At 64.2% G+C, this 19,947-nt stretch carries 18 protein-coding genes and 1 pseudogene; 7 read left to right on the forward strand and 12 right to left on the reverse strand.

Annotation, left to right across the window (positions count from 1 at the left end):
- Nucleotides 1-91: 91 nt before the first annotated feature.
- The gene (flhA, locus tag ACVJGD_RS17420; RefSeq protein WP_456635499.1) at nucleotides 92-2,320 is read left to right on the forward strand and encodes a flagellar biosynthesis protein FlhA; all 2,229 of its coding nucleotides are present in this window, start codon (nucleotides 92-94) and stop codon (nucleotides 2,318-2,320) included.
- Between the two features lie 311 nt (nucleotides 2,321-2,631).
- Entirely contained in the window at nucleotides 2,632-2,826 is a 195-nt protein-coding gene (locus tag ACVJGD_RS17425; RefSeq protein ID WP_456635500.1) for a hypothetical protein, read from the forward strand.
- A gap of 216 nt (nucleotides 2,827-3,042) precedes the next feature.
- Here the strand turns inward: ACVJGD_RS17425 and ACVJGD_RS17430 are convergent, their stop codons facing one another.
- The 4 genes from ACVJGD_RS17430 to fliI form a co-directional block, all read right to left on the reverse strand.
- Nucleotides 3,043-3,945: an anti-sigma factor gene (locus tag ACVJGD_RS17430; RefSeq protein WP_456635501.1), complete on the reverse strand. Its 903-nt coding sequence runs from the start codon at nucleotides 3,943-3,945 to the stop codon at nucleotides 3,043-3,045.
- Nucleotides 3,946-3,982: 37 nt separating this feature from the next.
- Nucleotides 3,983-4,528 carry a sigma-70 family RNA polymerase sigma factor gene (locus ACVJGD_RS17435; RefSeq protein ID WP_456635502.1) on the reverse strand — a complete coding sequence of 182 codons (546 nt, stop codon included), beginning with the start codon at nucleotides 4,526-4,528 and terminating at the stop codon, nucleotides 3,983-3,985.
- 180 nt (nucleotides 4,529-4,708) lie between these two features.
- Nucleotides 4,709-5,125, reverse strand: a complete 417-nt coding sequence (gene fliJ / locus ACVJGD_RS17440; RefSeq protein WP_456635503.1) for a flagellar export protein FliJ — start codon at nucleotides 5,123-5,125, stop codon at nucleotides 4,709-4,711.
- A 108-nt stretch (nucleotides 5,126-5,233) separates the two neighbouring features.
- Nucleotides 5,234-6,559 (reverse strand): flagellar protein export ATPase FliI, encoded by a 1,326-nt coding sequence (gene fliI / locus ACVJGD_RS17445; RefSeq protein WP_456635504.1) that lies wholly within the window; start codon nucleotides 6,557-6,559, stop codon nucleotides 5,234-5,236.
- A gap of 369 nt (nucleotides 6,560-6,928) precedes the next feature.
- Here fliI and ctrA point away from each other — a divergent pair, with 369 nt between their 5' ends.
- Together ctrA and ACVJGD_RS17455 are read left to right on the forward strand one after the other, a co-directional pair.
- Nucleotides 6,929-7,630, forward strand: coding sequence for a response regulator transcription factor CtrA (gene ctrA, locus ACVJGD_RS17450; protein WP_016848562.1), 702 nt, complete (start codon nucleotides 6,929-6,931; stop codon nucleotides 7,628-7,630).
- 179 nt (nucleotides 7,631-7,809) lie between these two features.
- Nucleotides 7,810-8,394: a DUF4126 domain-containing protein gene (locus tag ACVJGD_RS17455; protein WP_456635505.1), complete on the forward strand. Its 585-nt coding sequence runs from the start codon at nucleotides 7,810-7,812 to the stop codon at nucleotides 8,392-8,394.
- Between the two features lie 37 nt (nucleotides 8,395-8,431).
- On the opposite strand, the gene ACVJGD_RS17460 is transcribed toward ACVJGD_RS17455, so the two are convergent.
- From ACVJGD_RS17460 to chpT, 7 genes are all read right to left on the reverse strand, one after another.
- Complete coding sequence (locus ACVJGD_RS17460; protein WP_456635506.1) at nucleotides 8,432-9,043, reverse strand: dioxygenase family protein; 612 nt, start codon at nucleotides 9,041-9,043, stop codon at nucleotides 8,432-8,434.
- A gap of 359 nt (nucleotides 9,044-9,402) precedes the next feature.
- A complete protein-coding gene (locus tag ACVJGD_RS17465; RefSeq protein WP_456635507.1) occupies nucleotides 9,403-10,275 on the reverse strand; it encodes a CheR family methyltransferase in 873 nt (290 codons plus the stop codon).
- Nucleotides 10,272-11,435: a protein-glutamate methylesterase/protein-glutamine glutaminase gene (locus ACVJGD_RS17470; protein ID WP_456635508.1), complete on the reverse strand. Its 1,164-nt coding sequence runs from the start codon at nucleotides 11,433-11,435 to the stop codon at nucleotides 10,272-10,274. The genes ACVJGD_RS17465 and ACVJGD_RS17470 overlap by 4 nt, the downstream gene beginning before the upstream one ends.
- 85 nt (nucleotides 11,436-11,520) lie before the next feature.
- A complete protein-coding gene (locus ACVJGD_RS17475; protein WP_027578766.1) occupies nucleotides 11,521-11,886 on the reverse strand; it encodes a response regulator in 366 nt (121 codons plus the stop codon).
- Nucleotides 11,887-11,967: 81 nt separating this feature from the next.
- Nucleotides 11,968-12,438: a chemotaxis protein CheW gene (locus ACVJGD_RS17480; protein ID WP_456635509.1), complete on the reverse strand. Its 471-nt coding sequence runs from the start codon at nucleotides 12,436-12,438 to the stop codon at nucleotides 11,968-11,970.
- A gap of 12 nt (nucleotides 12,439-12,450) precedes the next feature.
- Nucleotides 12,451-15,192, reverse strand: a complete 2,742-nt coding sequence (locus ACVJGD_RS17485) for a hybrid sensor histidine kinase/response regulator (RefSeq protein WP_456635510.1) — start codon at nucleotides 15,190-15,192, stop codon at nucleotides 12,451-12,453.
- 290 nt (nucleotides 15,193-15,482) lie between these two features.
- Entirely contained in the window at nucleotides 15,483-16,127 is a 645-nt protein-coding gene (gene chpT, locus ACVJGD_RS17490; RefSeq protein ID WP_456635511.1) for a histidine phosphotransferase ChpT, read from the reverse strand.
- Nucleotides 16,128-16,364: 237 nt separating this feature from the next.
- Here chpT and cysQ point away from each other — a divergent pair, with 237 nt between their 5' ends.
- Entirely contained in the window at nucleotides 16,365-17,189 is an 825-nt protein-coding gene (gene cysQ, locus ACVJGD_RS17495; RefSeq protein ID WP_456635512.1) for a 3'(2'),5'-bisphosphate nucleotidase CysQ, read from the forward strand.
- Nucleotides 17,190-17,217: 28 nt separating this feature from the next.
- Here cysQ and ACVJGD_RS17500 read toward each other — a convergent pair.
- Nucleotides 17,218-17,743: pseudogene (locus tag ACVJGD_RS17500) on the reverse strand (YHS domain-containing (seleno)protein).
- Between the two features lie 92 nt (nucleotides 17,744-17,835).
- Between ACVJGD_RS17500 and ACVJGD_RS17505 the strand changes: the two are divergent.
- Nucleotides 17,836-18,438: a DUF1134 domain-containing protein gene (locus ACVJGD_RS17505; protein WP_456635513.1), complete on the forward strand. Its 603-nt coding sequence runs from the start codon at nucleotides 17,836-17,838 to the stop codon at nucleotides 18,436-18,438.
- A 117-nt stretch (nucleotides 18,439-18,555) separates the two neighbouring features.
- Nucleotides 18,556-19,851: a hypothetical protein gene (locus ACVJGD_RS17510; RefSeq protein WP_456635514.1), complete on the forward strand. Its 1,296-nt coding sequence runs from the start codon at nucleotides 18,556-18,558 to the stop codon at nucleotides 19,849-19,851.
- Nucleotides 19,852-19,947: the final 96 nt, after the last annotated feature.

Raw genomic sequence — 19,947 nt, forward strand, 5'->3', positions numbered from 1 at the left:
CCCCGTTAACCCTTTACTAACCATACGCTGGGCAAAAATTGCCGGGTGAAGTCGAGTGTCGTCGGTCGCGTAGAACGGGAGGAGATCCCCCGTGGACGCCAGCGCGGTGCCTCACTTTCGGAGCGGCGGCCCGCAAGCCGCTGCGCAGACATTTGGCGGCCGCGCTCGGCAGGCGCGGGGGGATCGGGCTACCATGGTCGACGTGACGGCGGGTCAGGGCACGGCATCCGGCGGCTTCTCCTTGGCCGACATCACCAACGTCCTGAAGCGCGGCGATATCGCGCTCGCGTTCGGCATCCTCACCATCCTGGTGGTGCTGATCCTGCCGCTGCCCTCGATCGTGCTCGACCTGTTCCTGGCGATCTCGATCACGCTGTCGGTCTTGATCCTGATGACCGCGCTGTTCATCCAGGCGCCGCTGGAATTCTCCTCGTTCCCGACCATCCTCTTGATCTCGACCATGCTGCGGCTGTCGCTCAACCTCGCATCCACGCGGTTGATCCTGTCGCGCGGGCACGAGGGCACGGCGGCGGCCGGCCACGTCATCGAGGCCTTCGGCAACTTCGTGATGGGCGGCAATTTCGTGATCGGGATCATCGTGTTCGCGATCCTGGTCATCGTCAACTTCGTGGTCATCACCAAGGGTTCGGGCCGCATCGCCGAAGTCGCGGCGCGCTTCCACCTGGATTCGATGCCGGGCAAGCAGATGGCGATCGACGCCGACCTCTCCGCCGGCCTGATCGACGAGAAAGTCGCCAAGGAGCGGCGCAAGGAGCTGGAGGACGAAAGCGGCTTCTTCGGCGCCATGGACGGTGCCTCGAAATTCGTCCGTGGCGACGCCATCGCGGGCCTGCTCGTCGTGTTCATCAACGTCGTCGGCGGCATCATCATCGGCGTCGCCCAGCAGGGGCTGGGCTTTGGCGAGGCCGCGCGCACCTACACCGTGCTGACCGTCGGCGACGGCCTGGTGACTCAGGTGCCGGCGCTGATCGTCTCGACCGCCGCGGGCCTGTTGGTGTCGAAGGCCGGCGTCTCCGGGGCCGCCGACAAGGCGCTGATGAATCAGCTCTCGGGCTATCCGCAGGCGCTCGGCATGTCGGCTGGCGTGATGATCGTGCTGGCGCTGCTGCCGGGCATTCCGATGATCCCGTTCCTGGCGCTCGGCTCCGGCGCCGCCGCGCTGGCCTGGACCGCGCGCAAGCAGAAGCATGCCGCCAAGGCCGCCCAAGTCGCCGCTGCGGCCGCCCCCGCTGCTGCGGCAGCGGCAGCCGCAGCGGCTGCCGAGGAGCCGATCTCGAGCGCGCTCAAGATCGACGACCTCAAGATCGAGCTCGGCTATGCGCTGCTGCCGCTCGTCAATGGCCCTGACGGCACCGACCGATTGACCGAGCAGATCAAGGCGCTGCGCCGCTCGCTCGCGGTCGAGATGGGTTTCGTGATGCCGGCGGTGCGCATCCTCGACAACGTCCAGCTCGAGGCCAACACCTACGTCATCAAGATCAAGGAGGTCGACGCCGGCACGGGGCGGATCTGGCCGAACCAGTTCATGGTGATGGACCCCGCCGGCAACCAGGTTGCGATCCCCGGCATCCACACCGTCGAGCCGACGTTCGGGCTGCCTGCGACCTGGGTCGACGCTGCGCTGAAGGAAGAGGCCTCGCTGAAGGGCTACACCGTGGTCGATGCCGCCACCGTGCTGTCGACGCACCTGACCGAGCTGCTCAAGAACAACATGTCGGACCTCTTGTCCTACGGCGAGGTGCAGAAGCTGCTTAAGGAGCTGCCGAAGGAACAGGGCGAGCTGATCAAGGACATCGTGCCGAACCAGGTCACGATCTCCGGCATCCAGCGCGTGCTGCAACTGCTGCTGGCCGAGCGCGTGTCGATCCGCGACCTCTCGACCATCCTCGAAGGCATCGCGGACGCGCTTGCCTTCTCGCGCAATCCGGCGACCATGGTCGAGCATGTCCGCGCCCGCCTGGCGCGGCAGATCTGCGCGCAGAACACCTCCCACAACGGCTATCTGCCGCTGATCGCGCTGTCGGCGCGCTGGGAGCAGGCGTTTGCGGAATCGATCGTAGGCACCGGCGAGGACAAGAGCCTTGCGATGCAGCCGTCGAAACTGTCGGAGTTCATGACCGCAACCCGCAACGCCTTCGAGCAGGCCGCGCGCGAGGGCGAGGCGCCGGTGCTGGTGACCTCGGCTGCGATCCGGCCTTTCGTTCGCTCACTGGTTGAACGGTTCCGCTCGCAGACCACCGTTCTGTCGCAGGCGGAGATCCATCCGCGGGCGCGCCTGAAGACGGTCGGTAGCGTGTGAGGGTTGCGCAAATCAGTTGCAGAGCGCCGAAGCATTTTCGTCACATGCAACTGGTTTGTGGAAAATGGCTTAATTTCAACGGCTTACCGACGACGCGCAGCGTTTTCCATCTAAGGCATTGCAATAACTAGATAATATTCTCTTCACCGCCAACTTCGATCGCGTCGGATCACGTCTATTCACGGGCTTGTGATCGCCTCTACGGAACGGAATCCGCGATTCCTATGTTGGGAAGGCGCGACGATGTTGAACCTGTCGGAAGAACTGTCCGACACAAGTTAAAGCGACAGGGAAGGCGGCAGGAGACTTCCATGAACCACTCGATCTACAGCGCGGATCGGACGACCCATCTCAAGATTGTGGTCGTTGCACTCGTAGCGGGTGTGGTCGTGGCCGGCCTTGGCATCATGGCGCGCAGCAGCGTGGATGAGTACCAGACCGCGCGGGTGATGAAGGCCGGCAAGCCGGTGGCCATCACCTCATCGAACAATTCGCTCGTACGCTAGAGCAGGAGAGGAATTTACGGAATTCACGTGGTTCTTTACAGCCCCCCAAAGGCCACGTGGATATTAAGACCCCCAACTACCCCCAAGTTGACTATCGAAAACGCCCGCTCCCCACGGGCGTTTTCTTTTTCGAGCATGATCCGGAAAAGTGGAGACCGGTTTTCCCTCGCGACAAACGCGCAGCGTTTGCGCGGAGATCATGCTCAAACTAATGAATCAGCGGTTCGGCGCCGGCGCCCCCGGCGGCACGCTCTCGATCAGTCTGCCGGAAAAGATCGGTGCCGAGGTCGGGCTGCCCGTCGGCGATCCGCCCGCCGGCTCGACGGTGACCGCGTAGGTCGCGTCACTGATCGTGGCGGGATCGTAGGATGACAGCACCGGGCGCTCGGTGAACTCACTCGCGCCAATCACGCCGAGCGAGCGCGGCTGCGGCAGCTTGTCGGAGATCAGCCAGAGTTCGAAGCTCTTGCCGGGCTCCTCTGTCGCGCCGACCCGGCGCACCGTGAAATTCCTGGTGGCGGCATCGACGGTCAGGATGAAGGCCGGTGAGTTGCCGTCCTGCTGCAGCACGGCGACATATTGCCCGGATGGCGGCGCTGCCGGCGTCTTCACTTCCACGATCTGCGTGCGGGGCTTGGGACGGATGGCGTCAGGCAGGGAATCCGGCCGGTAGACCTGAAGCCCCAGCACCACCAGGAGCGCCGCCGCGATCGCGCTTACCGCCGACGCCACACCGCGCCAGCGCCTCAGCCGGCTTGCGAGTTGGACGACCCGACCGTCGTCGATGATCGGAGCTTGCTGAACATGCGCCTCCGCGACGACCGCAGGCTCGACGGGGGGTGGCTGAACTGGCGGCGCCTCCGGGGCCAGTGCCAAGGGCGCTTGCGGCGCGGAGGACTGCCCGATCGCGCTCCGGATGTTCTCCCACACGACCGGCGGCGGCTCGACCAGGCCCACCATCTGGTTGAGCGGGCCGAGCCTGAATTCCCAGGCCTGCACGAGCGCGGTGAACTCCTTGTCCATCGCCATCATGGTCTCGACCTGCGCGCGCTCCTCCGCATCGAGGGTGCCGAGCGCATATTCCGCGGCGAGCGCGATATGGTCCTCGTTATCGGCCATCACACGACGTCAACCCAAACCTTCAAAATCCAAGCCTTCAAAATCCAAGACACTCCCTGATCTCCAGCAGGCTGCGGCGCAGCCACGTCTTCACCGTGTTCACCGGCGTCTCGAATTTGGCGGCGAGCTGCTCGCGGCTCCAGCCGTTGTAGTAGGCGAGCAGCACGAGCTTCTGCCGGTCCGGCTCCAGACGGCCGACGCATTCGAGCAGCCGGCGCAATTCCTCCGTCATCTCGCGTCGCGCCAGCGGATCGGGCGTCTCGGCCGCGACGTCCATCGCCGCAGGCTCTTCCTCCAGCGAGGTTTCACCCTTCTTGCGAACCAGGTCGATGGCGCGGTTGCGGGCAATGGATGTCATCCAGGTGATCGGCGACGCGAGCGCCGGATTGAATTGTCCCGCGCTGCTCCAGATCTTGACGTAAGTATCCTGAATGACCTCCTCGGCAAGATCCTGTCGCCGCAAGATACGCAGGACGACCCCGAAGAGTTTCGCCCGCGTGGCCACGTATAAGCGCTCGAAAGCGGCCTCATCCCCCTTCGCAACGGCAGCGATCAGCCAGACCAGCTCAGCCGGCGTCAGCATTCAGCATCCCCCAAAATCGCGATCCCTGTTCGCCTGATGCCGGGAATTAGTCCTAACCCTTCGTAGCATAGTTCGGCATGAAGCGGTCCACCAGCCGATTGGACCAGGGACCTTTCCAAAGCAAAACCCGAGCCTTGCGGCCCGGGTTCGGTTCCCGTCCGACGTGCGGAGTTTCAGGGATCAGGCGACGCCGAGGCGCGCGCGCATCAAGCCGATCGAGTCCATGTCGGCCTGCTCGCGGGCGCTCTCTTCGGCGCGCTCGCGCGCCTGGTCGCGCTCATCCAGGAGCTCGACCTTCTTGAGTTCCTCGAAGGCTTCGCCGAGCTGCGCCTTGGCCTCTTCGAGCTGGATGCGCAGTTCGTCCGCGGAGCGGGTCAGGTTTTCGCGGCGCTGGATCGCAGCCTTGGCATAGGTCGGATAGGCGAAGTGGGAGGGATCGTTGATCCCGGCTCGCTCCTGCTCGACCTGAATCTCTCGCTCAAGCTCCACTGACATGCGGTGGAAATCGGCGATCATGCCTTCGATCTGGGTGACCCTGCGGCGCTTCTCGTCGACCTGAAACTTCTTCAGGCGGATCAGCGTGTCACGTGACTTCATCGACTCATACTCCCCAGAAGTCCCGATTTTGAACGCGGGACAAGGCCGGCTCCCCCCGGGCCCCGCCGGCGCAGCTAATGACGTGCGGCGGATGATGGCCCGACAAAGTTAGCGTTCCGTTTCCAAATTCGAGAGGATTTGCGCAAGTTGCCGGTAGCCGTCGGCCAAACCGACCGACTCGCCCTTGGCCTGGCGCAGGAAGGCCTCCAAAGGCTCGTGCAGGCGGATCGCCTCGTCCACTTCCGGGCTGGAACCCGCCCGGTAGGCGCCGAGCCGGATCAACTCCTCCATATCGGCATACGTCGCCATCACCTGCCGCGCCCTGGTGATAACGGGGAGAAACGCCGGATCGGCCGAACGCGGCATCGTGCGCGAGACTGATTTGAGGATGTTGATCGCAGGATAGCGCCCGCGCTCAGCGATCGAACGCTGCATCACGATGTGACCATCGAGGATGCCGCGCACGGCGTCCGCGATCGGCTCATTATGGTCATCGCCATCGACCAGCACCGTGAAGATCGCGGTGATGGCGCCGACCCCGGTCCCCGGCCCTGCCCGCTCCAGGAGCTTCGGCAGTTCGGTGAACACCGTCGGCGTGTAGCCCTTGGCGGTGGGCGGCTCGCCGGCGGACAGGCCGATCTCGCGCTGTGCCATGGCAAAGCGCGTCACCGAGTCCATCAGGCACAGCACCTCCTTGTCCTCGTCGCGAAAAGACTCCGCGATCGCGAGCGTGAGATAGGCGGCCTGCCGCCGCATCAAGGCCGGCTCGTCGGAGGTCGCGACCACGACCACCGAGCGCGCGAGGCCCTCCTCGCCGAGGTCCTCCTGGAGGAATTCCTGTACCTCGCGGCCGCGTTCGCCGATCAGCCCGATCACCGAGATGTCGGCATCGACGTTGCGCGCCAGCATCGACAGCAGCACCGACTTGCCGACGCCGGAGCCGGCGAAGATGCCGAGCCGCTGGCCGCGGCAGCAGGTCAGGAAGGTGTTGAGCGCGCGGATGCCGAGATCGAGCGGGCTGCCCACCCGCTTGCGCGAATGCGCCGGCGGCGGTGAGTTACGGAAGGGAACGGGAGAGGCACCCTGCGGCAGTGGCCCCTTGCCATCGATCGGCTCGCCCATCGCGTTGACGACGCGGCCGAGCCAGGCCGGCGACGGCCGCACGAAGCCGGCGGCATTGGCGATGACGGCACGGCAGCCACGCCTGACGCCTTCGAGACCACCGAACGGCATCACCACCGCGTTGCTGCCGGAGAAGCCGATCACCTCCGCCGGGATGAAGCGATTGCCGCCAACGTCGATCACGATGCGGGCGCCGACCGACATCGCATGGATAGGCCCGGCGATCTCAACCATGAGCCCGCGGACGCCGACCACACGGCCATAAATATTGACGCCGTCGATGTCGCCGATCTGTTCCGCGAGCGCCTTCATTGCGAAAACCTTAAGTTTCGCCGATTTCTGCGCATCCGCTTAACTTCGTGTTTACCCGCATCATTAATCATTGCGTCACTGTCTTTGGGTGACTGAGGTCGCTTGCCTGTTCAGAAGAAGGGCGAGTCGCGAGAGTCGGTTAGTACCGCCTCTTAATGTGGAGCTTGAACGAGAACGGATGAGAAAAGCTGCTTCCACGCAATATCTTAGGGCGATTCGAAAAAAATTGCACTGTGGACCTTGCGAATGGGAATCAGTTTTTGTTAACCATGTCTCGTCAGGATCCGAATCAGTTGTGCAAAGGCGTTTTGTGAGTGCCGCAAGTGCGGCCGACCTGACGCCCAGGAGCGGCGACTAAAGGGGACTGGCATGCGCGTTTTGCTGATAGAAGATGACAGCGCCGTCGCGCAGTCGATCGAATTGATGCTCAAATCCGAGAGTTTCAACGTCTATACGACGGACCTCGGCGAAGAAGGCGTCGACCTCGGCAAACTTTACGACTACGACATTATCCTTCTCGACCTGAACCTGCCCGACATGTCCGGCTACGACGTGCTGAAGCAGCTCCGGGTCTCCAAGATCAAAACCCCCATTCTGATCCTCTCCGGCCTCGCCGGCATCGAGGACAAGGTCAAGGGTCTCGGCGTCGGCGCCGACGACTACATGACCAAGCCCTTCCACAAGGACGAACTGGTCGCGCGCATCCATGCGATCGTGCGCCGCTCCAAGGGCCATGCCCAGTCCGTCATCCAGACCGGCGACCTCGTGGTCAATCTCGACACCAAGACGGTGGAAGTCGGTGGCCAGCGCGTGCATCTGACCGGCAAAGAATACCAGATGCTGGAGCTGCTCTCGCTGCGCAAGGGCACCACGCTGACCAAGGAAATGTTCCTGAACCATCTCTATGGCGGCATGGACGAGCCGGAATTGAAGATCATCGACGTCTTCATCTGCAAGCTGCGCAAGAAGCTCGCCAACGCTTCCGAAGGCCGCAACTTCATCGAGACCGTGTGGGGCCGCGGCTACGTGCTGCGCGAGCCGCACGAGGCCGACGAGCGCATCCCGGCCTGATCCCCGATCTCGCTGCTCCGACGAAAACCCCGCCGAAACGGCGGGGTTTCTGTTTTGCGCCGGCCTCAAACTGGACGGCAAGATTCCTCGCCATGGCGATCTTCAACCCGGCGGGGATAATCGGAACTTCGCAAAAGCTGCTACGATGAACCGAACCGGGCTGATGGAGTTTGCGGCACATGTCGAACTTCGATCTGGCACTGTCGGTTGGCCTTGGCATCGGCTTGGCCGCCGCAACCGGCTTCCGGCTGTTCCTGCCGCTGCTGATCCTGAGCGTGGCCGCTTACACCGGACATGCGAACCTGAATGAGGGCTTTGCATGGCTCGGCACACCTGCCGCGATCATCATGTTTGGCACCGCGGCCATAGCCGAGATCGCCGCGTTCTACATTCCCGGTGTGGACAACCTGCTCGATACGGTGGCGACGCCCGGTGCCGTCGTCGCAGGGACGATCGTTTCCGCCGCTGTTATGACCGACCTGCCGCCCATGGTGAAATGGACGGCGGCCATTATCGCGGGAGGCGGCATTGCCGGCATCACGCAAGGTTTGACCGCAATGCTCAGGGCAAAATCCACCGTCTTCACCGGCGGTCTTGGGAATTCTGTCGTTGCAACCGCCGAACTCGGGAGCGCCTCGCTGATCTCGCTTCTGGCGCTGGCAGCGCCGCTCGCCGCGCTCGCGCTGGTCATCCTGTTTTTCTGGCTGGCATGCCGCCTGCTTCGGGGCGCGACCCGGGGATCACATCGGGCAAACGAACCATAAGGGGTCATCGGTCTGGTTGTGAACTGCGCCGATCGGCTCAAGCGACGTTCACGACGAAATCATAGCGGCCGATCTTGCCGTCGGACGCGTTGTCGATGCGCATCAGCAAGCGGCGGTCGAAGATGCCGTCGCGGCTGTTGGCACGCGCATCGTCCGGGAAGTAAAGCTGCGTGGTGAGGACCCGCTGACCCGGCGCCGCGATCTTGACGTGGAAGTGGCGTGTGCGCCCGGGATAGATGCCCGGCACGATGGTCTCGAAAACATATCGTCCCTGCGCATCCGTGACCTGGTATCCCCGTAACCTGTAGCCGGTATTGTCATAGGCGCCACGCGCGTCCGCGTGCCAGAGGTCGACGACCGCGTTCGCGACAGGCTGGCATCGCCTATCGATAACAAAGCCGATCAATGTGATGGCCTCGCCCGTTGCATCGGCCCGGAAGTCGCGCTTCAGGGGCGTGCGCGGCGTGTAGAATGGCCCTTCAGTCTGGGAGATGGTGGGCGCGTTGTCGGCACCGCATGACGGCGTTTCGGGCAGCAGTTGCGCTCGTGCCGAATCGAGCTGCCACAGCTCCGAAACGGCGATGCCGAGCGAAGTTGCAGCCAGCCAGCGACCGATGGCCTGACGCCGCGTCAACAGATGATCTTTCATCTGGCATTGCCGATCTGTTTCCATGGGCACCGCCGAGATTTGCACGATGGCTTATCGGGCCAAGATGGTACGGCCGAGATTGGCCGGCATCACGCTGCAGTCAGTCAAAGGTCCGTGATTTGCTTCGCCAAAACAGGTGTCGTCCGAAACCGGGGTTTGTTCGGTAGGCCGGCTGAGGGAGCGCCACCTTGTCCTCCGCCAACACGTCCCCGCTTCCTGCCCACGCGATCCTTTGAGGGATGGCTCTGCGTCATTGCGAGCGCAGCGAAGCAATCCATACCTCCGCAAGTGGTGAAATGGATTGCTTCGCTCCGCTCGCAATGACGGCCAGGGGTGACGGAGTTGTAGGATGGTAGACTCTAGCGCGCCGCGGAGGCGACCGCCTTGAGTCCGATCGGCGCGCCGGCGCGCGCGACCGGTGCCGTGCCAAGGCAATAGAGACCGCGGCGGTCCGGATAGGGCTTGAAGACGCTGGTGATGCCAACCACGGATTCGGCCGCCCCCAGCGCCAGCACGCCGTCGGGCTCGAGCATTTTTGCAAGCCGCGCGAAGATGTCCATCTTCGTTTCCTGGTCGAAATAGATCAGCACGTTGCGGCAGAAGATCACGTCGAAGATGCCGAGATGGGAGAAGTCTTGCAGCAGGTTGAGCTGGCGATGCTGCACCATGGCGCGGATATCGGCATTGAGCTGCCAGAACTCGCCGATCTGGGTGAAGTATTTGACCAAGAGCTGGATCGGCAGGCCGCGCTGCACTTCGAACTGGCTGAAGATGCCGGCCTTGGACTTCTCCAGGACCGCCTGCGACAGGTCGGTCGCGACGATCTCGGTGCGCCAGCCCGAGAGCGGCGCGCCCATTTCCTTCAGGCACATCGCAATCGAGTAAGGCTCCTGCCCGGTGGACGATGCCGCGCACCAGATACGCAGCGAACGCCGCCCGGCGCGCGCCTGCAGCAGCGCAGGCAGCACCGCCTGCCGCAGATGGTCGAACGGAATCTTGTCACGGAAGAAGAAGGTCTCGTTGGTGGTCATCGCCTCGACCACTTCCGACGTCAGCGCCTCGGCGCCGCCGCCCTTCATCCTCTGCACCAGTTCCGGAATGCCAGCCAGCCCCGACTTGCGCGCGAGCGGCACCAGCCGACTCTCGACCAGATATTGCTTGTCGGACGACAGGTCGAGACCGGACCGCTCCTTCAAGAGCTTGCGCAGATAATCATAATCCAACGGCGTCACGAACGATCTCCAGCAAACAACCGGTTAAGTTTCGGCCCGATCTCCTTGAGCGGCAGCACGGCCGCGCAGATCCCCGCATTCGCCGCCGCGCCGGGCATGCCCCACACGACGCTGGTCGCCTCGTCCTGCGCAATCACGCTGCCGCCGGCGGCGACGATGTCCTTGCCGCCGCGCATGCCGTCTGACCCCATGCCGGTGAGGATCACCGACATGATGCCGCCCTGCCAGACGTCGATCGCGGAGGTGAACATGGGATCAACCGCGGGCTTGCAGAAATTCACCGGCGGCCCGTCATCGAGTGCGATCGCGATCTCGGCGCCGCGGCGCGCAACCCGCATGTGGCGGCCGCCCGGCGCGAGGTAGATCTGGCCGGCCTTGACGGTCTCGCCGTCAACAGCCTCATGCGCCGGCCGGCGACTGGCACGCGCGAGATGCTCGGCCAGGATCGTGGTGAAGGTCGGCGGCATGTGCTGGGTGATCAGCACCGGAAAGCGGTCGATCACCGGTCCGATCTCGGCGACCAGCGCCATCAGCGCCTGCGGTCCGCCGGTCGACGAACCGATCAACAGCACCTTCGGCGCCAGCATGCCGAACGGGCGGCGTGCCAATCCCTGCTGCGCCGCCGCCGGACGGGTCGCGGCTTCGCGCGCCTTGTCCTGCGCCAGGGCCAATGCGGGGTTCGCGACGACGGTGGCCGCGGGCCGGCGTAGCCTGGCACCGAGATGGCGGATCTTCTGGATCAGGTCGTGTCGAAAGGTTTCGGCGGCGCCAGCCTCGCGCGTGCTCTCCGGCTTCGGAATGTAATCGGCCGCGCCGAGCGACAGCGCCTTCAGGCTGATCTCCGCGTTGCGACGGGTCAGCGTCGAGGCCATGATGATGACGAGGTCGCGCTTCTTGGCGAGCAGCTTCGGCAGCGCCGAGATGCCGTCGAGCTCCGGCATTTCGATATCGAGCACGGCAACATCGGGATTGACGCGCTCGAGCTGGTTGACGGCGTCGAGACCGGTGCGGAAAGAGGCCGTCACCTGCATGTCGGACTCGGCACCGATCCAGCGCGAGATCATGCCGCGGATGACGACGGAATCATCGACCACCATCACCCGCAACGGCTCCTCCCGCGTCGAGGTTCGGGCCGGGGCATTTGTCAACGCAACACTCATCACTTCACCAACGGCTCAACGGCACGGCTTCTCCGGATCATGCTCTCATGCCGATGGCCTTCAGCCGCCGGAGCGAACACGACACTCAGATCAGGCCGACCTCCTGGAACTTCGCGGTGACGATGTCCCTGTCGAAAGGCTTCATGATGTATTCGTTGGCGCCGGCATGCAGCGCGCGGGCGATATGCGCGACGTCGTTCTCGGTGGTGCAGAACACCACCTTGGGCTGATCGCCGCCGGGCATGCGGCGCAGATTGCCAAGGAATTCGTAGCCATCCATCACCGGCATGTTCCAATCGAGCAGCACAGCGGTGGGCATGGCGCGCTTGCAGGCCTCGAGCGCCTTCTCGCCGTCCTCGGCTTCGACGATCTGGAAGTCCAGGCCTTCCAGGATGCGCCGCGCGACCTTGCGAATGACGCTGGAGTCATCGACGACAAGACAGGTTCTCATGTTGGGCCTCTACTTCCTCATCCCGCAAGGGACGTTTCCGTTTCAGTTTCTCAATAGGCTTGCCTGCCTGGAGCGCGATGACTAGGCCGCCTTCGCATCCGGCATCAGTTCGAGCACGCGGTCGACGTCGAGGACGACCATGAGCTGACCGTCGAGGCGATGGACGCCGCCGGCGAGCTTGGCCATGCGCGGGTCGAGGTTGACGGGATTCTCCTCGCGGCTGTCATCGGGCAGCCGCAGCACCTCGCCGATCTGGTCGATCAAGAGGCCATAGGATTCGCCGCGGAGGTCAACGCCGACCGCCATCGGCGGCTTGCCGTCATCATTCTTCGGCAGGCCGAGCCGCGCGCGCATGTCGACCACGGTGACGATGCGTCCTCGCAGGTTCAAGACGCCCGCGATCTCGCTGGAGGACAGCGGCACGCGCGTCAGCCGCTCCGGCATGAACACGTCCTGCACGCGTGAGATCGGCAGGCCGAACAATTGCCCGCCGATCACGGCGGTGACGTATTCGGCCATGGTGCCTTCGATGGTGTCGGTCTTGGTGGTCATCACATCGATTCCTTATGCCGCTTTCTTGATCTCGGCGGTCTGTTCCTTCAGCGCCGCGATCAGGCCGGGACGGTCGAATTTGGCCACGTAATCATGGAAGCCGGCTTGCCGCCCGCGCTCGATCGCGGCCGGCGAGACCATCGCCGACAGCGCGATGATCGGAACGCCACTCAAATGCTGATCGGAGCGGATGCTCTCGGCGAACTCGAACCCGTTCATGTCAGGCATCTCGATGTCGGTCAGCACCACGTCGAACGCCTGCCCCGAACGCAGCACGGCAAGTCCTTCCTGCGCGTTCGGCGCAGTACGCACCTTGTAGCCGGCGGCCTTCAGGACCGGGGCCAGCATGTTGCGGAAGAACGCGCTGTCGTCGACCAGAAGCACCGATTGCGCGTTGGAGGACGGCCGCATCTCCTTGCGGCTGAACCAGTCGGCGAAGGCCATCGGCAGGAAGTGGCCGACGTCGATCACTTCGGTCGCCTGGCCCTTGATCACGGCCGAGCCGAGAATGCCATCCTGCGAGCCCGCGACCTCGATGTGCAGCCGCTCCTCCACGATGTCGATGATCTCGTCCACCACAAGGCCCATCGAGCGGCCGTCGTCGGCGAACACCAGGATCGGCTGCGAGCCGGAGGTCTGCACACTGACATCAGCCATCTGCACCAGCGGCATCAACTGATCGCGGTATTGCACCATGTAACGGCCGTTGGAGAGCTCGATCTTGTCGGTGGCGATTTCCTCGAGACGGGTGACGAGGCCCAGCGGCACCGCCTTCGGCTGGTTGGTGCCGGCGCGGAACACCAATAGCGAGGTGAGCTGCTCGCCGCCGACATGGGCCGCGGCGCTATCGTCCGCCATCTCATGGGCGGAGGAGCCGGCGGCGCCGAGCGCCTTCGCGATGCCGTTGGGGTCGATGATCATGATGACCGCGCCATCGCCCAGGATGGTGTTGCCGGAGAACATGTCGATGTGGCGCAGCTTGGTCGACATCGGCTTGACCACGATTTCCTCGGTGTGGAAGACGCCGTCGACCACGATGCCGAAGGTCTGGCTGCCGACCTGCGTCACCACGATGAAGCCATTCTCGGGGTCGCTGGACGATCCGTCGTCAATCATGAGCAGCTTCTTCAGGTGCATCAGCGGCAGCAGCTTGTTGCGCAGGCGCAGGACCGCGGTGTCCTTGATACGCTCGATGCGGTGCTCGGAATTAGCCCGTGCGCGAACCAGTTCAACGACGGAAAGCTGGGGGATCGCAAAGCGGTCGCCGCCTGCTTCCACGATCAGCGCGGACACGATGGCGAGCGTCAGCGGGATCTTGATGGTGACGGAGCAGCCCTCGCCCGCAACCGACTTGATGTCGATGGTGCCGCCGATCTGGTCGATATTGGTGCGCACCACGTCCATGCCGACGCCGCGGCCGGAGACGGAAGTGACTTGCGCAGCGGTCGAGAAGCCCGGCGCAAAGATGAACTTGTGGATCTGCGCTTCGGTCATCTTCTCCAGCTCGGCCTCGGTGACGAGGCCATTGGCCAGAGCTTTCGCCTTGATCCGCTCGGTGTTGAGGCCGCGGCCGTTATCGGCGATGCAGATGATGATGTGGCCGCCCTCGTGATAGGCGGAGAGACGAATGGTGCCCTGCTCCGGCTTGCCGGCCGCCGCACGCTCGGCCGTGGTCTCCAGACCATGGTCGGCGGAGTTGCGCACCATGTGCGTCAGGGGATCCTTGATCAGGTCGAGCACCTGGCGATCGAGCTCGGTGTCCGCGCCGTGCATCTCCAGTTCGATCTGCTTGCCGAGTTCGCCCGAGAGGTCGCGCACGATGCGCGGCAGCTTCTGCCAGGCGTTGCCGATCGGCTGCATGCGCGTCTTCATGACGCCTTCCTGCAGCTCGGCGGTGACGTTGGAGAGCCGCTGCAACGGCACCTTGAACTCGGTGTCCTCGTTGCGGCGGGAGATCTCCAGGAGCTGGTTGCGGGTCAGCACCAGCTCGGAGACCATGGTCATCAGGTGCTCCAGCGTATCCACGTTGACGCGGATCGACTGGTTGGCGACCTTGTCGGACTCGTGCATGTCGCCTTCGGCGGCGGCCGTCTTCCTCGGCGCCTTCTTCTCCTTGGCAACTTCTGCGGCCGGCTCGGGCGCGGCGGGCTTGGCCGCGGGTGCGGCAGCAGGTGCGGGCGGCGCCACTTCGGTGGCGGTTTCGCGGAACGCGCGCTCGAGCTCGTCGAGCGAGACTTCACCCGGACGCAGCGGACGTTCGAGCGTCTGCACCACCAGCGAGCCCTCCGTCACCGCGGGCTGCAGCGGCGGGGCGGCCATGACAGGCGCCTCGGGCTCGGCCGCAGGTTCGGCACCGGCCTCCGCCGCCATCGCCTCGAAACTGCGCTCGGCCATCTCGTGCAGCTTGACGATGAGGTCTTCGTCCGATCCTTCCGGCTCGGCCTCGGTCGCCTCCAGTCCTGCGAGGATCTCCTTGATGCGGTCGATGCTGGACAGGATCAGCGTCACCGCTTCCGCCGTGACCGGCATGCCGTCACGGAATTTGCCCATCAAGGTCTCGCCGGCGTGCGCCAGCGCTTCCAGTCGCGGGAGGCCCAGGAAGCCGCAGGTCCCCTTGATGGTGTGCACCAGGCGAAAAATATTATCGAGAATCTTCGCGTTGTTCGGCTCTTGCTCGAACTTCACCAACTGATTGTCGACCGTGTCCAGGCTCTCGCTGGTCTCGGTCAGAAACTCTCGCATCAAATCGTCCATGAACCTGGCCTTCGTACGCAGCGGCACGCGACATCGACGCGCCTTACCGAACTTGGGCCAGCTTCCATGCAAAGCGTTTAAGTTTGGTTGAGTATGTGGAAAAGAACGGGATCAACAAAGAGATAAGAAGAAAAGATCGAAATCAACGCCGAGTTGCGAACAATTGGTTAACGCTATGGCCGCCGCCGAAGCACGCGACGCGCTCGCTGCGCGCCGCTGGTCGCACTCTATTTTGTTGTTCGAGCATGATCTCTTCCGCGCCTGCGCGCCAGGAGATCATGCAGCAATCGTCAGGACGCGCTGACCACCACCGTCTCGCCCTCGGGGGCGAGCCTGACGGTCAATCCGCAGGCCTGCGCCAACAGCCTCGTGTAATAAGGCTGCACTGCATGGGCATCGACCGCGGCGGCCGTGCTGCCCAGCATATCGACGATGTTCTGCGGCACACGGGAGTTCAGCCCGGCCGCGGTGATGCGAAAGCTCATCGCCTCGCCCTCGCCGACCGGATCGATCGTCAGCGTACCGCCGCGCGGAATCGTCTGCTGCGCGATCAGCAGCATGTTCAGGAGCAGCTTGGCGCGGTTCTTGGGCAGCAATAGCCGCGGCAGATTCCAGGTCAGCGTCACCTTGCCGTCTTCGATGTGTCCCTTCGCCATGGCCTGGGCGTCACCGAGATCGATCTGGGCGCCCGACGAGCCGGCGGCACCGAAGGCGAGCCGGCAGAACTGCAGGCGGGCGGACGCGGTCTTGGCGCTCTTGCGGATCAGGTCGAGCGCAAAATCGCGGTCCTCGGGTTTCGGATTGTCGTCGAGGACCTCAAGGCCATTGACGATCGCGCCGACAGGACTGATGAGATCGTGGCAGACGCGCGAGCACAACAGCGCCGCCAGTTCGAGGGCATCGGGAGCGGGACCGGGAGACGAAGTGCCAGACATGAAGTGTTCCTGGAATGCCGCGGCGCGCGGACGAGAGCGAATCACGCATGCTTTTGGGCTTGATACACTGCGGAAGCGCATGCTGCCAGCTTGCGGCGGAAGTGATATGGGAACTAGATCATGATCCGATTGGACGGAATCGGATCATGATCTCATCTCTTTGTTCGAGCATGATCTTTTCGGAAAACCGGTTTCCACTTTTCCGGATCATGCTCTGGTGGCCTGTGAGAACCGCTTATGAATGAGGCATGCCCGCCCCTGATCGACGGCAATGCGGCGGCCGTGCTGATCGAACCGTTGACGGAGCTGGTGATCCGGGCCGGCGAGGCCATCCTCGCGGTCGATCGCAGCTCCATGAAGGTCGAGGGCAAGAGCGACGGCTCGCCGGTGACCGAGGCCGATCTCGCAGCCGACCGCATCATTGTCGAGGGTTTGGCGACGCTTGCGCCAAACGTGACGTCGCTCTCCGAGGAGCGCACGCGTCTAGCCAGGCCCCCCTACAGGGGCAGCTTCTTCCTGATCGATCCGCTCGATGGCACCAAGGAATTCGTCGCCGGCCGCAACGAGTTCACGGTCAACCTTGCCCTGGTGACCGAAGGGACGCCGCTGCTCGGCATTGTCGGAGCGCCGGCCCTGGGGGTGATCTGGCGCGGCATCGTCGGCCGCGGCGCGGAGCGGCTGATCGTTCGCGATGGCGCGCCGCCGGTTGTCGAACCGATTCGCACCCGCCCCCGCCCGCCGCGCGAAAAGCCGTGGACCGTAGCGGTCAGCCGCTCCCATGGCGATGCGCGCACGGAAGCCTTTATCGCCGAGCGGGGCGGCGCAGTGCGGGCCGAACTCGGCTCCGCGGTGAAATTCGGACGGGTGGCCGAGGGCAAGGTCGACATCTATCCCCGCCTTTCGCCGACCTCCGAATGGGACGTCGCGGCCGGCCATGCCGTGGTCGCCGCCGCCGGCGGCAAGATCACGGATTCGCAGGGAGCGGCGCTGCGCTTCGGCCTCCGGGATGATTTCATCGTGCCGGAATTCATCGCCTGGGGCGATCCCGCCGCGGCGCCTTAGAATCGTGCGCCTGAGCTACTCGAGGAGGCTACTGCGCCAGCGTCTGCTCCAGCTCCGGCCAGCGGGAGGTGGCGTCTTTCAGGAAGCGTCCGGGATCGCCGACAAAGGCGTCACGATTGTCTTCCCGGCCGAACAGATAGAGCCGCTGCCCGGCCACTGCCCAGAACCGTGGATTGCCGGCATAGGTGACGCCGCGGCCGAGATCGACCGGGTCGTAGCCGCCGAATTGCGGGCCGTAGATCTCGGGATGAGCGACAAAGGAGGCGCGGTTGCCTTCATTGCGGAAGCGCCACACCGCGCCGGCCTGCGCAACCTCAAAGTCCGGCAGGCCCTGAAGGGCAGCGGCATCGGTGAAATAGGCCACCGGGTCGAATCCCTCGATGGCAAGGCCGGAATAGTGATTGACCACCACCCGCTCGGTCGTTGCGGCCCGGACTGCCGAATCAATGCCGATCAAAGCTAAAAGGGCCGGTGACGAAGACGAAAAAGGCTATTCCGGGGCGCCGGCGATATCTTTCCTGCCGTTGTACCGTCATAGTTGCTATCGATAACATTCGAGTCGAGGGGACACTGGGCGCAACCTAGAGCCGGGCTTGTTGGCGTCAGGTTAAGGCGGCGACCAGAATTTCGATCGCAGGGGTTCTTTATGAGTTTCGCATCACGCCTTGCCGCGGCAACGCTCGCCGCGCTGATGTGCTGGATCGCGCCGGTTGCCGCCCAGCAGGCCCCGCCGCAATACCCGCCACCGCAGCGCGAGCCGAGTCCGAATACCTATGGGCCGGACGAACTTGTTGCCGCCGGCCACAAGTTCTTCGGTAACGTCTCGCGCGGGCTTGCCTCCGTCATCGAACGCGCAGTCAGCCAATGGGGCCTGCCCAATGGCTACGTGCTCGGCGAAGAAGGCTCCGGCGCTTTCGTCGCCGGCCTGCGCTACGGGGAAGGCACGCTCTACACCAAGAATGCCGGCGACCTGCGGGTCTATTGGCAGGGGCCCTCAGTCGGCTTCGACTGGGGCGGCGATGGCGCCCGCACCATGACGCTGGTCTACAATCTGCCCTCCACGCAGGCGATCTACCAGCGCTTCGTCGGCATCGACGGCTCGGCCTATATCGTCGGTGGGTTTGGGATGACCGCGCTGACGGCCAACAACATCGTGCTCGTGCCGATCCGTTCCGGTATCGGGCTGAGGCTCGGCGCCAATGTCGGCTACCTGAAATATACCCCACGCGCGACCTGGAACCCATTCTGATCCCGCCGTTAACGTCTTGACGTGAATCCGTAACCGCGGACAGGCATTTGGCTGGCCTTTCGCCGGCGGCCCGTGGCATTGTGATTAACGGTTTGTTATCGTGGGAGTAACCCGTTCATGGTCGAACCGATCATGTATCTGGCGATCGGTTTTCTGGTCTCGATGCTGTGCGGTCTGATGATCGTGCCGCTGGTGCATAACCGGGCGGTGCGCCTGACGATCCGGCGCCTGGAGGCCGCAACCCCGCTGTCGATGGCCGAGATCCAGGCGGACAAAGACCAGTTGCGCGCGGAATTCGCGATGTCGGCGCGGCGGCTGGAGATGAGCGTCGAGCAGCTCAAGAGCAAGACCACGAGCCAGTTGGCCGAACTCGGCAAGAAGACCGACGCGATCAACCGCATGAAGATCGAGCTCGGCGAGAAGAATGCCGCGATCTTCGCCCTCGAGGCGCGCGAAAAGGCGATGAAGGAGCAGTTCCGCGCCACCGAAGGGGAGTTCGGCGCCAAAACCGAGCAGTTGCGTGCTGCAGAGCAGGCGCTGACGGATAAGCAGAACGAGCTGCGCAAGATCAATGCCGAACTGAACGACCGCTCGATGACAGCGGACAGCCGCCAGATCGAGCTGGTGTCCGTCCGCACCCAGATCGAGGAATTGAAGGACCGGGTCAGCGACGCCGAAAAGGACTTCGCCGCAACCCAGGCCCGCTTGGCCCAGGAACGCAGCGAATCCGAAGCCGCGACCCGCGAGCTCGCGGAAGCGCGGGGCCGGGTCGAAAATCTGAGCCAGCGCGTCACCGACCTCGACGGCCAATTGACCGTCCAGGTCAAGGAAGCCGAGATGCTCGGTAGCCGCGTCAATGAACTGGAGGGGCAGCTTGCGGCCCAGGGCAAGCTGCTGGCCGAACGGGAATTCGAGAGCAACCAGCTCCGGCAGGCCAATGAGGCAGCCGAGCGCACCACAAAGGAACTGCGCGACGAGATCGCGGCAATGAACGGCGGCAAATCGCCCGCCCTCGAGAAGCTGAAGAGCGAGAAAGCTACGCTCGAAGAAGAGCTGCGTGTCGCCCGTGACGAGCGGTCAAAGCTGCAGCGCGACATCAATGCGATCCAACAGCAGGCGGAGAGCTCCTGGGCGACCGAGCGCATGGAGAACGCGCTGCTGCGCGAGCGCATCAACGACATTGCCGCCGAGGTGGCGAAGCTGGCGATCCAGCTCGAGGGGCCGAATTCGGCGATCGAGGCCATGCTGGCGGCGGAGCCGGCGGTGCCGGCCAAAGCGGGACCGAAGGCCGCCAATGGCGCCGCGAACGGCGTGCCCGCCGCAAGTGGCCTGCCCGAAGGCGGCGGAACGCTCGCCGAACGCATCCGGGCGCTGCAGTCCCACGCCTCCCGCGCCCGTCAGCAGGGGGCATAAGGCTCTTTGGCGCTTTGGGGTCGGCTTTGGCTTGACACCCCGCCCCTGCCCTTCGTAAATCGCGGGCTCCGGCCGCAAGGCCGTCTCCGATCGGCC

It is taken from the genome of Bradyrhizobium sp. USDA 10063, assembly GCF_054063735.1.

Bases quoted from the DNA above. Each gene is read 5' to 3' on its own strand.
- ACVJGD_RS17425 (WP_456635500.1), top strand. From the start codon at position 2,632: ATGAACCACTCGATCTACAGCGCGGATCGGACGACCCATCTCAAGATT.
- ACVJGD_RS17430 (WP_456635501.1), bottom strand. From the start codon at position 3,945: ATGGCCGATAACGAGGACCATATCGCGCTCGCCGCGGAATATGCGCTC.
- ACVJGD_RS17435 (WP_456635502.1), bottom strand. From the start codon at position 4,528: ATGCTGACGCCGGCTGAGCTGGTCTGGCTGATCGCTGCCGTTGCGAAG.
- fliJ (WP_456635503.1), bottom strand. From the start codon at position 5,125: ATGAAGTCACGTGACACGCTGATCCGCCTGAAGAAGTTTCAGGTCGAC.
- fliI (WP_456635504.1), bottom strand. From the start codon at position 6,559: ATGAAGGCGCTCGCGGAACAGATCGGCGACATCGACGGCGTCAATATT.
- ctrA (WP_016848562.1), top strand. From the start codon at position 6,929: ATGCGCGTTTTGCTGATAGAAGATGACAGCGCCGTCGCGCAGTCGATC.
- ACVJGD_RS17455 (WP_456635505.1), top strand. From the start codon at position 7,810: ATGTCGAACTTCGATCTGGCACTGTCGGTTGGCCTTGGCATCGGCTTG.
- ACVJGD_RS17460 (WP_456635506.1), bottom strand. From the start codon at position 9,043: ATGAAAGATCATCTGTTGACGCGGCGTCAGGCCATCGGTCGCTGGCTG.
- ACVJGD_RS17470 (WP_456635508.1), bottom strand. From the start codon at position 11,435: ATGAGTGTTGCGTTGACAAATGCCCCGGCCCGAACCTCGACGCGGGAG.
- ACVJGD_RS17475 (WP_027578766.1), bottom strand. From the start codon at position 11,886: ATGAGAACCTGTCTTGTCGTCGATGACTCCAGCGTCATTCGCAAGGTC.
- ACVJGD_RS17480 (WP_456635509.1), bottom strand. From the start codon at position 12,438: ATGACCACCAAGACCGACACCATCGAAGGCACCATGGCCGAATACGTC.
- ACVJGD_RS17485 (WP_456635510.1), bottom strand. From the start codon at position 15,192: ATGGACGATTTGATGCGAGAGTTTCTGACCGAGACCAGCGAGAGCCTG.
- chpT (WP_456635511.1), bottom strand. From the start codon at position 16,127: ATGTCTGGCACTTCGTCTCCCGGTCCCGCTCCCGATGCCCTCGAACTG.
- cysQ (WP_456635512.1), top strand. From the start codon at position 16,365: ATGAATGAGGCATGCCCGCCCCTGATCGACGGCAATGCGGCGGCCGTG.
- ACVJGD_RS17505 (WP_456635513.1), top strand. From the start codon at position 17,836: ATGAGTTTCGCATCACGCCTTGCCGCGGCAACGCTCGCCGCGCTGATG.
- ACVJGD_RS17510 (WP_456635514.1), top strand. From the start codon at position 18,556: ATGGTCGAACCGATCATGTATCTGGCGATCGGTTTTCTGGTCTCGATG.